This window comes from Streptomyces sp. McG3, assembly GCF_018619185.1.
Taxonomy (GTDB): Bacteria; Actinomycetota; Actinomycetes; order Streptomycetales; family Streptomycetaceae; genus Streptomyces.
Genome location: NZ_JAAXYC010000079.1, coordinates 15,247 through 29,634 on the forward strand (window position 1 = coordinate 15,247; position 14,388 = coordinate 29,634).

A 14,388-nucleotide genomic window follows, 5' to 3' on the forward strand; every position below is an offset into this window, starting at 1 on the left:
GGTTCCCCGCCCCGTTCAGCCGCTCGCGCTCCCGGGTGACTCGCGTCTTGGCCCCGCTCTCAGCGGGCCTGGCTCGCGCGGACGTCGTCACGGTCCGGTGCCGGGCCCAGGGTCACGTCGGCACCGGAGTCGCCCCGTACGGGAGGCAAGGCCGGTCGGGCGCCCCGGTCGAAGGCCGCGCCGATGACGACCACGACGCCCGCGGCGACGAGGACGAGGGAGACGCCCCAGGTGGCGTTGGTCGCGCTGGCACCGACGATGGCCAGGGCAGCCAGCGGGGCCAGTCCGCCCGAGAGCGCGGCGCCGATCTCCCGGCCCGTACCGACTCCACTGACCCGGACGTCCGGCGGGAACTGGCGGGAGAGCAGAGAGCCCTGCGGGGCGAACATGGCCGGCGCCAGCAAGCCCGTCGCGATGACCAGGGACAGCCAGATCAGGATCGAGTTCCCCGTGTCGAGCAGGACGAAGAACGGGAAGGCGAAGAGCGCCGAGGCGATGCCGCCGACCGCCAGCACCCGGCGGCTGCCGAAGCGGTCGCTGGCCCAGCCGAAGATCGGCACGGTGACGAGGGCGGCGGCACTGGCCAGGGTGATCCCGAACGCGCCGACGCTCGCCGAGACGTCCTGGAAGTCCGAGAGATAGGCCAGCGAGAAGGTCTTGAAGATGTAGCTGAGGGCGTTATATCCCAACGAGACGGCCAGGACCACGAGAAGACCGCGCCGCTCCTTGCGCAGCAGCGTGACGAACGGCATCTGCGGGGCTGCCTCCCGCTCCTGCTTCTTCTGGCTGTCGTGGAAGTCGCGCGACTCCGGCACGCGGCGCCGGACCCACAGGCCCACGCCGGCGAGGGCGAAGCTCGCGACGAACGGGACGCGCCAGCCCCAGGACAGAAGCGCCTCGTCGTCCAGCATCGTCAGCACCGTGACAGTCAGCGACGACATCAGCAGTCCAAGGTTGAGCCCCAGGGCCGGCCAGGCACCCTGGCGGCCGCGCCGGTTCTCGTCGGCATGCTCGTAGGCGACGACCGCCGCGCTGCTGTACTCGGCTCCGGCACCGAGGCCCTGGAAGATGCGCAGGACCACCAGGGCGACGGGGGCCGCGAGTCCGGCCGTCCCGTACGTGGGCAGCAGCCCGATCAGCCCGGTGGAGACGCCCATCAGGACGAAGGTGATGATCAGTACGTTGCGTCGACCGATGCGGTCCGCGAGGTGTCCGAACAGGATGCCGCCCAGAGGGCGGGCCAGGAAGCCGGCCGCGAAGGTCGCGAAGGCCGCCATCGTGCCGGTTGCGCCGTCGGTCTGCGGGAAGAAGATCTTGCCGAAGACCAGGGCGGCCATGGAGGCGTAGAGATAGAAGTCGTACCACTCCAGCGCGGAGCCCACGATGGTGGCGGTGGCCACGCGGCGGCGGGCGGTGGCGGCGGATGGTCCGGGGTCCTGCGCGTCTGTGTGCGGGGCGTTCGCCATGGGCTGTCCTCGATCACCGTTGAAGGAGAGGGGAAAGGAGAGAAGAAGGGAAGTGGGGGAAGGGAGAGGTGGGGGAAGGCGGGAAGGCGCGAGGCCGGGAACGATCAGGCCGAGGCGGACTCTTCACGTGCGGCCCTGGCCGACTCCTCGTGGCCGAGCTGCTCGAAGACGTCGGCAGCGATCCGGCTGCCGATGGGGAGACTCGATGTGGCCGCGGGCGACGGCGCGTTGAGCACGTGGACGGCGCGCGGGGTGCGGCTGATGACGAAGTCGTCGACCAGTCGCCCGTCCGACGTGACCGCTTGCGCGCGGACTCCGCTTCCGTGCCGCCGCATGTCCCTGCTCTCGATCTCCGGGATCAGGCGGCGGACGTCGCGGACGAACAGCGGCCAGATCAGGGACCGGCTGATCTCGGTGGCCCCGTGTCGCCAGAAGCGTCGCGCGAGACCGCGCAGGGCGGGGTCCCGCAGCAGCTCGCCCACCATGCGCGGGTCCACGTCGCGCCAGCGGTAGCCCTGACGGGCCAGCGCGGGCACGGCGTTGGGCCCTACATGGACCGAGCCGTCGAGCATGGGTGTGATGTGCACGCCGAGGAAGGGCAGTTCGGGGTCGGGCACGGGGTACACCGGGTTGTTGACCAGTCCGCGGCGGCCGGGCCTGATCTCGGCGTACTCGCCACGGAAGGGCATGATCCGTACCGGCGGGCGGTCACCGACCGCGGCCGCGACCTTGTCGCTGTGCAGACCCGCGCAGTTGACCAGGATCCGGGCCCGGAGTTCCTCGCCGGGCGTGCGGATCACGGTCCGACCCTCGGCCTCGGCGAACGAAAGGGCGGGCGACCGGGTGCGCAGGTCGGCGCCCAGTTCGGTCAGCTCGGCCGCCAGTGCGCGGCACACCTGGCCGAAGTCGGTCATGGCGGTGTCGGCGACCGATAGCGCGGCCACCCCGGCGACATGCGGTTCCCGCTCGGCAAACTCGGTGCGGCTCAACCGCTGTACCGTGACGCCGTTCGCCCTGCCGCGCTCCGCGAGTGCCTCCAGGGCGGGGAGCTGGGCCGTGGACGTGGCCACCACGAGTTTCCCGGTGCGCTTGACGGGCACTTCGCGCTGCTCGCAGTACCTGATCATCTCCTCGCCGCCGGCCCGGGCCAGCCGGGCCTTGAGTGAGCCGGGCGCGTAGTACAGGCCGCTGTGGATGACGTTGCTGTTGTGCCCGGACTGGTGGGCGCCCCAGCGTTCCTCCTTCTCCAGGACCGTGACGGACAGACCGGGCCGGGCACGCAGTAGCGCCCGAGCCGTGGCGAGTCCGAGCAGTCCTCCTCCGATGACGGCGACATCTAGGGCACGTGACATCCGGCGGCCTTTCTGGTGGCTTCCTGGCAACGCGAACACGACATCGCAGCGGCTGTATACATTCGCTGCGAGTGGGGTGAATGTATACAGCCGCTGCGGTGGTGCACAAGAGATAGAGTGGGGCGGTGACCCGACCAGCCCGGACCCCCAGCAGCACGAGGAACGGCGCCGCCGTCATCGCCGAACGGCTACGTACGTCGATCCGCGACGGCGGACTGCTCCCCGGCACCCGCCTGGTACAGGAAAAGCTCGCGACCGAGCTGAAGGTGAGCCGCATCCCGCTGCGCGAGGCCCTGCACACGCTGGCGGCCGAAGGACTGATCGAGGTTCAGCCGCAGCGCGGCATGCTCGTGGCGCAGCTCAGCCACGGCGAGATCGCCGAACTCTTCGAACTACGCCTCCAGATGGAACCGCCGCTGGCCGAGGAGATCGTGCGCGGCTGCCGCGACCGCGACATCGACGAACTCCAGGAGATCGCCGACGAGATGTGCCGCCGCGGTGCCGACGCCGCCGGCCGGGCCTCCCTCAACTACGAGTTCCACCGGCGCGTCTACGCCCTGTCCGAACGACGGCTCACGCTGCGCTTCGTCGACCAACTGCTGCACCTCGTCGAGCCGTACAGCCGACGCTGGGTGCGCTCGGGCCACGACCTCGAGCGCATCGACGACGAGCACCAGCGTATGGTCGACGCCCTGCGCGACCGTGACTCCGCAGCGCTGCGCCGCGTGATCGTCGCGCATGTCGAAGGCGCCCGCGATCACGTCATGGCCGCCCAGCAAGGGCAGTGACCCCTGCCCTCGGGTTCCGCGCGCCGGTTCGCCGGGCCGCTCGCTACGGGGTGACGGCGAACTCGGGTTCAGGCGCGCCAAGATGCCCGAGGAGCCCACCCAGGGACCCGATGTTCTGGCAGTTCGTCCGGCGGTACGACACCGATCAGTCCCGCCGCAGGGAAACTTCGTCGAGACCCACCGTGACGTCGGGTTCGGCGGCCTCCGGTCCGGTGCCGGTCACATGGGTGAGCACGCCGGTTGCGCAGCCGCAGTGTGAGGGGCTCGCTCCGGGGCAGCTTCCAGCGCACGGTGATGACCGCGGTCGGGGCGATAGGGCCGACCACGCCGGTGGAGAGGGTCTGGCCGAGATCGGCCCCGATCTGCCCGCATGCACTCCTGGGCATGGTGGCGCCCTACATATAGGCGGCACGGCGGTTCATGGCCGTTCCCGCGTAGACGTTCTCACTGACGGCGTGCTCCAGGAAACCGTGCGGGGCGAACACCGAGAGGCCGTTCGCTACGCCCTCCTCGCCGACTCCCCGCGCTCCGCCGAAATGGTCGGCTTGGCTTTGGGTGTAGCGGACGCCGGTCACCGCAGCGGCCCTGATACAGCGCGAGGCCAGTGGCGGCCGTCCCCGCGCACAGCAGCGGGTCGATGACCAGAATCCGGCGTTCGCCCTCGACGATCGTCATGTTCGACAGTTCGAAGCCGCGCACCTGTCAGATGCCCGCGGTCACCTCGAAGAGGCCGTGGTCGGAGCAGAGCCGACTCTGCTGCCACAGGCTCGTGTTGGCAGTGTCCGGGCACTCCAGGTCGAGGAATCCGTAGGCGCCCAGGCCCCACACCGCACGGCCCTTGGCATTACGGATCACGTGATCCTCGACCGTTCCCAGGAAGCCGCGCCGCGCATCCTCAAGGTCCTACCCGTCCGCAAGGGGGTATTTCTGCCTGACCGCCTCGTTCGCCTGTGCAATGGCCTGCTCGGCGGGCTTGGCGTCGGTGTTCCGAGCCATCTCGAACTCTTTCGGGGCAGCGGACAGGAGGCTCGATCCCGAAGGACACGGCCAGTGCCACCGTCGCCCCGCGCATCCACCGGCACGAGCGGAGCAAGGCCGTCCGGGGACCGCCGCAGGCACACGGCCGGTGCCCGCAGGAGAGGGGCCGCACAGTGGTGAGCCCCGGCCGGCCTTCCCACAGCCTCACCGCCGCGACGGCCGACAGGCGTCGCCGTGGATGACGGGGTGTGGCCACTGTGTGATAATCGCGAGCGATCATTCATGCAACGCGCGGACAGGGTCCGGGGCCGCCCTGCGGGCGCACCCCGCACCGGGCCTTGCTTCCCCAGGGAAAGGACCGGCCCGATGGTGAACGAACAGGGGCCGGAGCCTACGGAGATCCCTTCATTGCCCGATGAGCCGGCGGCGGGCACGGCCGGAAAGCGGACGCCGCCTGCAAGCACGGTGCAGATCGTGGACCACGCCCTGCTTGTGCTCAAGACGATCGCGGAGGCCGATCGGCCGCGCGGGCTGCGTGAGCTGAGCCGGGACCTGGAGATCAGCAAGAGCTCCACCCAGCGGATTCTCGCCTCGCTGGAGCGCGTCGGACTCGCCGTCGTGGACGAGAACTCCCGCAAGTACGTGATCGGGCCGGCCGCGCTCACCCTCGCCTGGCGGCACGCCGCCAACAGCGACCTGGTGAGCGCGGCCTCCGAGGCGACGGCCCGCATCGCCGCCGCGACGGGAGAGACCGCGTGCGTCTCGGCCGTGGTGGACGGGCGCCGGGTGACGGTGTACGAGGTGGAGAGTTCCCAGCCGCTCCGGCTGATCACCGGAGTGGGCCGGCCCTACTCCCTCTTCTCCGGCGCAACGGGCCGCGTACTTCTGTCGATGCTGCCCGAAAACCACCTGAAGCACCTGGTGGGCGACCATGTCTCCGCGACCGGCGCGACGGACGCTGCGGAGATCGCCGACCGGGTCGCGGCCGCCCGCGACCGCGGTTACGCCTTCAGCCGCGGCGAGTGGATCATGGGCGGGTGCGGGGTGGCCGTACCCATCGCGACGCAGGGCACCGTCACCGCGGCCCTGAGCATCTACGGCCCCGAGGCACGGCTCGCGGACCAGCGGATGGCCGACCTGGTCCCGCTCCTCCAGTCGGCCGCGGCCCAGATCGCCATCCGCTGGCGCCAGCCCGCCTGATCCGAACCCCCTGATACCTTTCCGCGGCCGCCCGACCGGGCCTCTGGCTCTGTCGGTGGGACCGCCGCCTCTGCCGGCGGGGCCGCGTGACGGCCGAGCTCTGTGCCGAGTCGGCGTACCGGGCGCCGGGCGCGCCTGACCGAGGGCGGCCCCGATCCAGCCGCCCACCACGCCCGCCTCTTCCGCCGACGAGCCGCCCACCGGGCCGACTACCGCCGGCAACAGGCGTTCGCGGCCCCATGCACGCCCCTGCGACCTCGCGCACGTCCGTGCCAGGGACCTGCGGGCCGCCGCCGCACGTCCGGCGGCGCTTCTTCGAGCCAAAAACCCAACCATTGACCTGACCAAAGCGCGTAGGTACATTGTCCCAAACAATCTGGTCCACTGTCCCAGATTGTTCGACGACAGCGCCGACCTCGGCTGATCGCCGGGGAGAGCGGGACCTTTGCCGCTGTACGGGCGACGTTCACGCAGCAAGAATCCATGCACCCTTTCAAGCCACTGCGAGCTCGCCCGACATTTCACCCTTTCCGCATCCACAGCTCATTTCAGGAGAAATGCCCCATGATGCTCGGCTGGCGTGCACGAATCGGACAGATCCGCCCGGCGACCGCGATCGAAGGAGCGGAGGAGTGGCGCTCGGTCGCGCCCACCGGAGTGGCCTTCGCCGACGCCCGGACCATCGTTCCCCGCGTCGACGCCGAGGGCCTGCGCGAGATGATGAGCCAGGTGCTCGAAGCCTCGCGGCAGCTCGCCACCGCGAAGGTGGACCTCATCGTGCAGTGCGGCGCGCCCGGCACCTTCATCCCGGGCCCCGGTACCGACGAGAAGGTCACGGACGAGATCAAGGCCGAGACCGGGATCCCGGCGATCACCATGATGCAGGCGACCGTCGACGCCCTGCGCGCCGTCGGCGCCACCTCCGTCGCCGTCGGCAGCATCTACACCGACGAGGTCAACGAGGCACTGCGCGCGTACCTCACCGCCGTCGGCTTCGAGGTGCCCGTGATGGAGGGGCTCCAGATGACCGACCCCTACGAGGCCAGCGTCCACGACGCGGACAGCGCCTACCGGCTCGGCCGCAGGCTGCACAAGGCCGCCCCCGACGCCGACGCGCTGCTGATCTCCTGCGGCACCTACCGGACCTTCGAGATCCTGCCCTACCTCGAAATGGACACCGGCCGCCCCGTGGTGACCAGCAATCAGGCGTCCCTCTGGAGCGCCCTGCGCACCCTGGGCCTCCGCGACGAGATCCCCCAGCTCGGCCGCCTCGGCCGGGAGATCTGACACCGGACCGAACGCACCACCGCACGGCGGTGGCAACGCCCACCGCACCCCCATCGTCCACACCGAGTCGCACGGCCGGGCCGTCAACCCGCCCGGACCACCCGGCTCACCTGCGAAGAGGAAAGCACGTGCTGGTAGACGCATTGCAGTTCGTCAAGCCCGCCCGCGAGCGTTTCGAGGAGTGGCACGCCGCCGGCATATCCGGCGTCCACGCCACCGTCGCCATCTGGGAGGACTCCACCGAGACCATGCGCGAGGTCGGCCGCTGGCAGCGGCTGCTCGCGGAGAACACCGACCTCCTCACGGAGGGCCGCTCCGCCGACGACGTCCGCGCGGCCGGGAACGACGGCCGTACCGCCGTCATCCTCGGATTCCAGAACAGCAGCCCCTTCGAGGACGACCTCGACCTGGTCGGAGCCTTTCACCAGGCCGGAGTACGGATCTGCCAACTCACCTACAACACGCAGAACTCCGCCGGCGCGGGCTGCTGGGAGAGCGACGACGCCGGCCTCTCCCGCACCTACGGCGTCAACCTGATCCGGGAGATGAACCGGGTGGGCATGCTCATCGACGTCTCCCACTGCAACGAGCGCACCTCCCTAGAAACCCTGGAGGCATCCGAACGGCCCGTGGCGATCACGCACGCCAACCCCCGGGCCTTCGTGGGCGAGAACGTCGAGCTGGCCTTCCGCAACAAATCCGACACCGTCCTCAAGAAGGCAGCCGAATCCGGCGGCGTCGTGGGCCTGAGCATGTACCCGAGAATCGCTCCCAACGGTGTCGGCTGCACCATCGAAGAATTCTGCGACATGGTCGCCTACACCGTCGACCTCATCGGCGTCGACCACGTCGGGCTCGGCTCCGACTACTACGCCGGCCAGGGCGACGAAGAACTTCACTGGTGGCGGCAGGGGCGCTGGAGCCGTAAGCCCATGGTCCCCATCTCCGGACCGGTCGAGTTCCCCGAATGGTTCGCCGCGGGCAGTGGTTACGCCACCGTCCTGGAGCACCTACGCAAGCGCGGGTTCAGCGAGAGCGAGGTCGAGCGGATCGCCGGCGGCAACTGGCTGCGCATGTTCGACGCAGCCTTCGTGGCCGATCCCCGTAACTGACGGCCACCGGGAAGACGACGTGGACACGGAGAGGAGCGGTGGGCATGAACCGGTTTGACGTCGTGGTGGTCGGGGGCGGGCACAACGGGTTGGTGACAGCCGCCTATCTGGGGCGGGCGGGACTGCGCGTCGCCGTGGTCGAATCCCGTCAGCGCCTGGGCGGGCCCTGCGGAGGATACGAGTTCCTTTCCGGCCGCAGCCTGGCCTTCACCAATTCGCCCGGGTCGCTGAACCCGGCGGTCGTCAGCGAACTCCGGCTCGCCGACCACGGTCTCCGGTTCGTCCGGGCCGACCCGACCGTGGTCCAGCAGTTCGACGGCCAGTGCTTCCTGGGCTGGCGCGACCCCGCCCTCGTCGACCGGCAGCTCGACGCCTTCGCGCCGGGCGAGGCCGACCGCTACCGGGAGCTGATCAGCGGTCTGGAACGGCTCGGCGCAAGCCTGCGGGTCTCCCTCGACGACCCTCCGCCCGCCCTCTCCGCCCTCCGGGAGCGGCTGACCGACCCGGAGGAGCACAAGCTCTTCACCGCCGTCTTCGAGGGCAGCCTCACCGGGCTGCTCGACGAGCGTCTCATGTCGGACCAGGCCAAGGCCCTGCTCGCCCTGCTGGCGCTGAACGCCCAGCTCGTACCGCCCTCGACGCCCGGCAGCGCCGTCGGACTGATGATGCGCCCGTTCGCCCTGGCCGCAGCAGGCGCAGCCCACTCCGGCGACGCGGCCGAGCGGGTCGCGCTCCGCGGCTCCACCGGTCTCCCGGTCGGGTCGATGAGCGCGATCGTGGACGCGCTGGAGGACTGTTGCCGCGCCCACGGCGTCACCCTGCGCACCGGTTCCCCGGCGGTGCGGATCCTGCACGGTCCCGCAGGGGTCCGGGGCGTGGTCACCGCGTCCGGTGAGGAGTTCACCGCCGGCCGGGTGGTGTCGGCGGTCAACCCCGTTCACCTCTTCCGCGATCTGCTGGACGACGCGGCGATGGGGCCCGAGATCCGCGCGGAGGTCACGGGCACCGCGATGCGCGGATCGGCCTTCAAGGTCGTCCTGGAGGTGGACTCGCTGCCCGCCTACGCGGGGCTCCCCGAGGACGCGGACCCCCATCAGGTCCGGGCCTGCCAGTTCCGGGTGGGCTCCTCGCTCGGACAGATCGAGGAGTCGATCTCCCGGGCACTGCAGGGCCACGCCAGCGAACAGCCCCTGATGTGGGGGCTGATACCGACCCTCACCTCGCCCGGCCTCACCCCCGGGAGCACCCATCTCATCAGCGTCAACGCCTGGCACGCCCCCTACCGCCCGCACGACGGACCCTGGGACGCCGAGCGCACGGAGCGCTTCGGTCGCCGGTGCGTCGAGGAACTCTCCCGGCTGATGCCGGGACTCGCCGACCGCGTCGTCGATCACCGGTTCATGAATCCGGTCGAGATCGAGAGCGAACTGGGGCTCCTGGAAAGCAACATCACCCACGGGGACATGCTGCCGGGAAATCTCTTCGGGGCCCGCCCGCACCCCGCGGTCGCCGGCTATCGCACCCCGCTGAAGGGCTTCTACGTCAGTGGCGCCGGGACCTGGCCCGGCGGCTACATCACCGGAACGCCCGGCAGGAACACGGCCCAAGCGGTGCTCCAGGACCTTCACCACGAGCAAAGGCGACAGGCATGAGGCTTTCGCGCCGCGCTGGGCCACAGCGCCCACGCACAGGAATACTTCGCCGGACGGTCGGCTGTGCGGCCGTCGTGGGTGTCCTGCTCACCGGCTGCAGCGCCAACCCGTCCTTCGGCCGCGACGAGCAGACCCTGATCATCGGCGCCGAGGGAGAGATCCCCACCCTGGATCCGCACCGCGCATCCGGCACCCCGGTGCTCCGGGTCATCGACGCCCTCTTCGATCCGCTGATCCGCGAGGACCTCGGCACCGAGACGGCCCAGGCTCCCGAACTCCAGCCCGCGCTCGCCGAATCCTGGCAGGCGTCACCGGACGCGCGGACCTACACCCTCAAGCTCCGCGAGGGGGTCGAATTCGCCGACGGCTCGCCCTTCGACGCCGCCGCCGTGAAAGCCAACTTCGACCGGATCATGGACGAGGCCTCCGCCTTCCACGACCCGACGGCCGCCGGGAACATGAAGTTCCTGACCCGCTGGATCAAGAAGGTCGACGTCCGCGACCCGCACACGGTCGTCCTCGGACTCACCGAGCCGTACGCCGGGCTCCCCCGGGTGCTCACCGACCGCCGGATGTCGATCATCAGCCCCAAGGCGCTCCGCGCCCACCGGCCCGACGACATCGGCCTGCACCCCGTCGGCACCGGCCCCTTCACCCAGCACTCCGCCGATCGCGGGAAACGCATCACGCTGAAGCGGAACGCGGCCTACTGGGGAGGATCCCCCAGGACCCCCTCCATCATCGTGGAGTCCGTCACCGACCCCACCACGCTCGCCATCGCCGCGCAGACCGGTGAGGTGGACGCGATCCTCAGCGCCGGGGCCCAGCAGGTCCAGCAGCTCGCCGACGGCGACACCATGACCGTGCAGTACCCCGAGCCCGCCAACCAGTACTTCATCCGCCTCAACACCCGGATCGCCCCCACCGACAACGCCGTCTTCCGGCGGGCGCTCAACCACGCCGTCGACCGCCGGGCGATCGCCACGCTCACCGGCCGACAGGTCGCCCCGTCCACCGGGCCGTTGCCCCGGGGCAACGAGGCGTACCAGGAGAGCCCCGGGGCCACCGCGGACTCCTACGACCCCGAAGAGGCCCGCCGGCTCATCCGGGAGAGCGGCGTGCCCACCCCCGTACGGCTGCGGATGCTCGCACCCGACAGCGGCCCCGGCTTCTCCCAGGCCACCGAGATCATGTCGCTCATCCAACAGGACCTCAAAGCGGTCGGCGTCCGCCTGGACACCCAGTACATGGAGTTCGCCTCACTCGTCGCCGAGGAGGGCAACGGCTACAACGACACGACCCACGGCTCGTTCAACGGATGGACCACCGGAGCCGACGCCGCCGATTTCCTGGAGCGGATGTTCAGCGGGGAGTTGCATCCGCCCGACGGTGTCAACCGCGGCTGGTACCGCAACCGGGACGTCGACGCCCTCTTCGACCGTGCCAGGGGCGAACCCGACCCGGACCGCCGCACGGCGCTCTACCGGGAAGCCGCCGACGGCATCGCGGCCGACGCGCCCTGGGTCTTCCTCTACCAGGACCGGCTTCCCCGTCTGCTGAGCCGGAAGGTCGACGGAGTCGTGCCCGCCGCATCCGTCTACATCGACTACACCACCATCCGCCGCCGGTGAGGAGACCACAGCCATGAAGGCCACTGCGGCACCACCCCGCCCCGCCGACGTGCGGGCCGCGCCCCCTCGGCGGCGCAACCGCCTCCGCGCACTGCTGGGCTCCGGCAACGCCACCGCCCTCATCGGCGGCACCATCGTCGCCGCCACGATCATCGTCGCGCTCCTCGCGCCCCTGATCGCCCCGGACGACCCGCTCGCCACCAACCCCTCGTCCATCGGGCTCGGCCCCTTCAGCGGCGGCCACCTCCTCGGCACCGACGAGGTCGGCCGCGACATCCTCAGCCGGCTGATGTACGGCACCCGGCTCGCCCTGCTGGTCGCCGTGGTGCCGACCCTGGTGGCGCTCGCCATCGGCGGCTGCCTCGGACTGCTCTCCGGCTATGTCGGCGGCTGGCTCGACAGCACCCTGATGCGCGCCTTCGACGTGATGTTCTCCTTTCCCGGGATCCTGCTCGCCCTCGGCATCGGGGTCGCCCTCGGCCCCGGCATCACCTCGATGGTCATCGCCATGGTGGTGGTCACGGTCCCCGAGTTCGGCCGGATCGTCCGCGGCAATGTCATCGCCCTGCGCCAGGAGCAGTACGTGGAGGCCGCCGGCGCTCTCGGCTACAGCCATCTGCGCATCGCCTTCCGCCACATCACCCCGAACCTGCTCGGCGGCGTGGTCGTCTTCGCCACCCTCCAGACCGGCCGCAACGTCATCCTCAGCTCCAGCCTCGCCTTCCTCGGACTGGGCGCACAGCCGCCCACCCCCGACTGGGGACAGATGCTCAGCGGCGGGCGCGCCCTGCTGGTGACCGCGCCGCACGTCGCCACCATCCCCGGCCTCGCGATCGTCGTACTCGCCGTCGGGTTCAACCTGCTCGGGGACGGCATCCGCGACCGTCTCGACCCGCGCAGCCGCAAGTCCCGGGCCGTGCGCGGCGGCGGACGCACCCTGCGGACCCGGTGGAGCCGGTCATGAACAGCCCTGGAGATGCACCATGCTGACCTTCACGCTGCGCCGCGCGCTGCACATGCTCCCGGTCATCCTCGGGGTGACCATCGCCACCTTCGGCCTCGGCCAGATCATCCCCGGCGACCAGGCGAGCGCCCTGCTCGGCCCCACCGCCTCAGAGGCCGACCGCCAGGCGCTCCGCGAGGACCTCGGCCTGGACCAACCAGCCGTCTTCCGCTACTTCACCTACCTCGGCAGCCTGTTCAACGGCGATCTGGGCCGCTCGCTCTCCTTCGGCCGGCCGGTCTCCGAAGTCCTCTCCGACCGGCTGCTCAACACCCTGCTGCTGTCGGGCACCGCGATCGTCGTCGCGGCGGTCGTGGGCGTCGCCATCGGCACCTGGGCCGCGCAGAAGCCCGGCTCGCCGCGGGACCGGAGCCTCACCGTCGGGGTCCTGTTCTTCAACTCAGTACCGTCGTTCTGGTTCGGGCTGGTGCTCATCATCGTCTTCTCGCTCCAGTTGAGGATGCTTCCCGCCACCGGGATGACCTCCATTGGCGGCGGCGGAGCCCTCGACGTGGCGGCGCACATGGTGCTGCCGGTGATCACCCTCGCCGCGTGGTCGCTGGCGGTCATCGCCCGGATGACCCGCTCCTCGGTGCTGGAGGTCATCGGCAACGACTACGTCCGCACCGCCCGCTCACGCGGTGTCGGCGAGTTCCGGGTGATCGTGCGCCATGTGCTCCCCAACGCCATGCCGTCCGTCATCACGGTGATCGGCCTGCAGGCAGGCTTCCTGCTCAGCGGCGCGGTGCTGACCGAGACGGTGTTCTCCTGGCCGGGCATCGGCCTCGCCCTCCACCAGGCCATCTCCGCCCGGGACATCCCCCTCGTACAGGGCGGGATCCTCGTGATCGCCATCGCGTTCGTACTGATCAACTTCCTGGTCGACGTGCTCCAGGCGTACTTCAACCCGAAGATCAAACTGGCTTAGAGGGAGACGTCACCGTGACCGTACTGGAAGTCGAACACCTCAAGGTCGCCTACCGCGGCCAGGACCAGGGCGACGGCGCCCCTCTGGAGACCGTGCGCGACGTCTCGTTCAGCGTCGCCGCCGGCGAATCGCTCGGCGTCGTCGGCGAGTCCGGCTGCGGCAAGAGCCAGACCATGCTGGCGGTCCTGCGGATGCTCGCCCCCGCCGGCGTCGAGATCTCCGGCCGGGTGACCTTCGACGGAAAGGACCTGACCGCGCTCACTCCCCGGCAGATGCGTACCGTCCGGGGCTCCGGCATCGGGCTCGTCTCCCAGGACGCGCTCTCCGCGCTCAACCCGGCCATGACCATCGGCACGCAGATGGCCGAACCCCTCGTCCACTACGACGGGTTCAGCCGGCGGGCGGCCGCCTCCCGGTGCGCGGAGCTCCTGGACCTCGTCGGCCTCCCTGCCGCACGCGAACGGCTCCGCAGCTATCCGCACGAGCTCTCCGGCGGCATGCGCCAACGCGTTCTGATCGCCATGGCCATCAGCCGCGAACCCCAGGTCCTGATCGCCGACGAGCCCACGACCGCCCTCGACGTCACCATCCAGTCCCAGGTGCTCCAGCTCATCGACCGGCTCCGCAAGGACCTCCGGATGGCCCTCATCCTCATCACCCACGACCTCGGGGTCGTGGCCGGGGTCACCGACCGGATCGCGGTGATGTACGCGGGCCGGATCGTGGAGACGGCCCCGACCACCGCGCTGTTCGACCGGCCGAGCCACCCGTACACGCGAGCGCTGATGGAGTCCATTCCGCGGATGGACCGCGAACGGGTAGAGCGCCTGCCCGCCATCCCCGGCTTCCCGCCCGACCCTGCCGCACCGCCGCCCGGCTGCGCCTTCCAGCCCCGCTGCACCGCCGCCCGCGCGAGCTGCGAGGACTCCGTCCCGGACGTCCTCCCCCTCACCTCCACCGCCCCCGGCCACCTCGTCCGCTGCCCCTACAC

At 70.6% G+C, this 14,388-nt stretch carries 13 protein-coding genes; 9 read left to right on the plus strand and 4 right to left on the minus strand.

Annotated elements, in window-relative coordinates:
- Positions 1-59: 59 nt before the first annotated feature.
- On the minus strand, positions 60-1,466 hold the full coding sequence (locus HET64_RS15600; protein WP_251145367.1) for an MFS transporter: 1,407 nt from the start codon (positions 1,464-1,466) through the stop codon (positions 60-62).
- Positions 1,467-1,570: 104 nt separating this feature from the next.
- Positions 1,571-2,818: an L-2-hydroxyglutarate oxidase gene (lhgO, locus tag HET64_RS15605; RefSeq protein WP_215105949.1), complete on the minus strand. Its 1,248-nt coding sequence runs from the start codon at positions 2,816-2,818 to the stop codon at positions 1,571-1,573.
- A 125-nt stretch (positions 2,819-2,943) separates the two neighbouring features.
- On the opposite strand from lhgO, the gene HET64_RS15610 reads away from it, so the two are divergent.
- Positions 2,944-3,606, plus strand: coding sequence for a GntR family transcriptional regulator (locus HET64_RS15610; RefSeq protein ID WP_215105951.1), 663 nt, complete (start codon positions 2,944-2,946; stop codon positions 3,604-3,606).
- A gap of 395 nt (positions 3,607-4,001) precedes the next feature.
- Here HET64_RS15610 and HET64_RS15615 read toward each other — a convergent pair whose 3' ends face one another.
- Positions 4,002-4,181 (minus strand): hypothetical protein, encoded by a 180-nt coding sequence (locus HET64_RS15615; RefSeq protein WP_215105953.1) that lies wholly within the window; start codon positions 4,179-4,181, stop codon positions 4,002-4,004.
- 127 nt (positions 4,182-4,308) lie between these two features.
- A complete protein-coding gene (locus HET64_RS15620; RefSeq protein WP_215105955.1) occupies positions 4,309-4,461 on the minus strand; it encodes a hypothetical protein in 153 nt (50 codons plus the stop codon).
- A 489-nt stretch (positions 4,462-4,950) separates the two neighbouring features.
- On the opposite strand from HET64_RS15620, the gene HET64_RS15625 reads away from it, so the two are divergent.
- The 8 genes from HET64_RS15625 to HET64_RS15660 all read left to right on the plus strand — a co-directional run.
- Positions 4,951-5,784: an IclR family transcriptional regulator gene (locus tag HET64_RS15625; protein ID WP_251145368.1), complete on the plus strand. Its 834-nt coding sequence runs from the start codon at positions 4,951-4,953 to the stop codon at positions 5,782-5,784.
- A 564-nt stretch (positions 5,785-6,348) separates the two neighbouring features.
- The gene (locus HET64_RS15630; protein ID WP_215105958.1) at positions 6,349-7,071 is read left to right on the plus strand and encodes an aspartate/glutamate racemase family protein; all 723 of its coding nucleotides are present in this window, start codon (positions 6,349-6,351) and stop codon (positions 7,069-7,071) included.
- Between the two features lie 128 nt (positions 7,072-7,199).
- On the plus strand, positions 7,200-8,183 hold the full coding sequence (locus HET64_RS15635) for a dipeptidase (RefSeq protein ID WP_215105960.1): 984 nt from the start codon (positions 7,200-7,202) through the stop codon (positions 8,181-8,183).
- 44 nt (positions 8,184-8,227) lie between these two features.
- Positions 8,228-9,835: an NAD(P)/FAD-dependent oxidoreductase gene (locus tag HET64_RS15640; RefSeq protein ID WP_215105962.1), complete on the plus strand. Its 1,608-nt coding sequence runs from the start codon at positions 8,228-8,230 to the stop codon at positions 9,833-9,835.
- Positions 9,832-11,466, plus strand: a complete 1,635-nt coding sequence (locus HET64_RS15645; protein ID WP_215105964.1) for an ABC transporter substrate-binding protein — start codon at positions 9,832-9,834, stop codon at positions 11,464-11,466. The genes HET64_RS15640 and HET64_RS15645 overlap by 4 nt, the downstream gene beginning before the upstream one ends.
- Positions 11,467-11,479: 13 nt before the next feature.
- Positions 11,480-12,430: an ABC transporter permease gene (locus HET64_RS15650; RefSeq protein WP_215105966.1), complete on the plus strand. Its 951-nt coding sequence runs from the start codon at positions 11,480-11,482 to the stop codon at positions 12,428-12,430.
- A 19-nt stretch (positions 12,431-12,449) separates the two neighbouring features.
- Positions 12,450-13,397, plus strand: a complete 948-nt coding sequence (locus HET64_RS15655) for an ABC transporter permease (protein ID WP_215105971.1) — start codon at positions 12,450-12,452, stop codon at positions 13,395-13,397.
- 14 nt (positions 13,398-13,411) lie between these two features.
- Positions 13,412-14,388, plus strand: a 977-nt coding sequence (locus tag HET64_RS15660; protein ID WP_215105973.1) for an ABC transporter ATP-binding protein, incomplete at its 3' end; no start/stop codon positions are given.

Coding starts and splice junctions, on each gene's coding strand:
- HET64_RS15600 (WP_251145367.1), bottom strand. CDS start 1,466: ATGGCGAACGCCCCGCACACAGACGCGCAGGACCCCGGACCATCCGCC.
- lhgO (WP_215105949.1), bottom strand. CDS start 2,818: ATGTCACGTGCCCTAGATGTCGCCGTCATCGGAGGAGGACTGCTCGGA.
- HET64_RS15625 (WP_251145368.1), top strand. CDS start 4,951: ATGGTGAACGAACAGGGGCCGGAGCCTACGGAGATCCCTTCATTGCCC.
- HET64_RS15630 (WP_215105958.1), top strand. CDS start 6,349: ATGATGCTCGGCTGGCGTGCACGAATCGGACAGATCCGCCCGGCGACC.
- HET64_RS15640 (WP_215105962.1), top strand. CDS start 8,228: ATGAACCGGTTTGACGTCGTGGTGGTCGGGGGCGGGCACAACGGGTTG.
- HET64_RS15645 (WP_215105964.1), top strand. CDS start 9,832: ATGAGGCTTTCGCGCCGCGCTGGGCCACAGCGCCCACGCACAGGAATA.
- HET64_RS15650 (WP_215105966.1), top strand. CDS start 11,480: ATGAAGGCCACTGCGGCACCACCCCGCCCCGCCGACGTGCGGGCCGCG.
- HET64_RS15655 (WP_215105971.1), top strand. CDS start 12,450: ATGCTGACCTTCACGCTGCGCCGCGCGCTGCACATGCTCCCGGTCATC.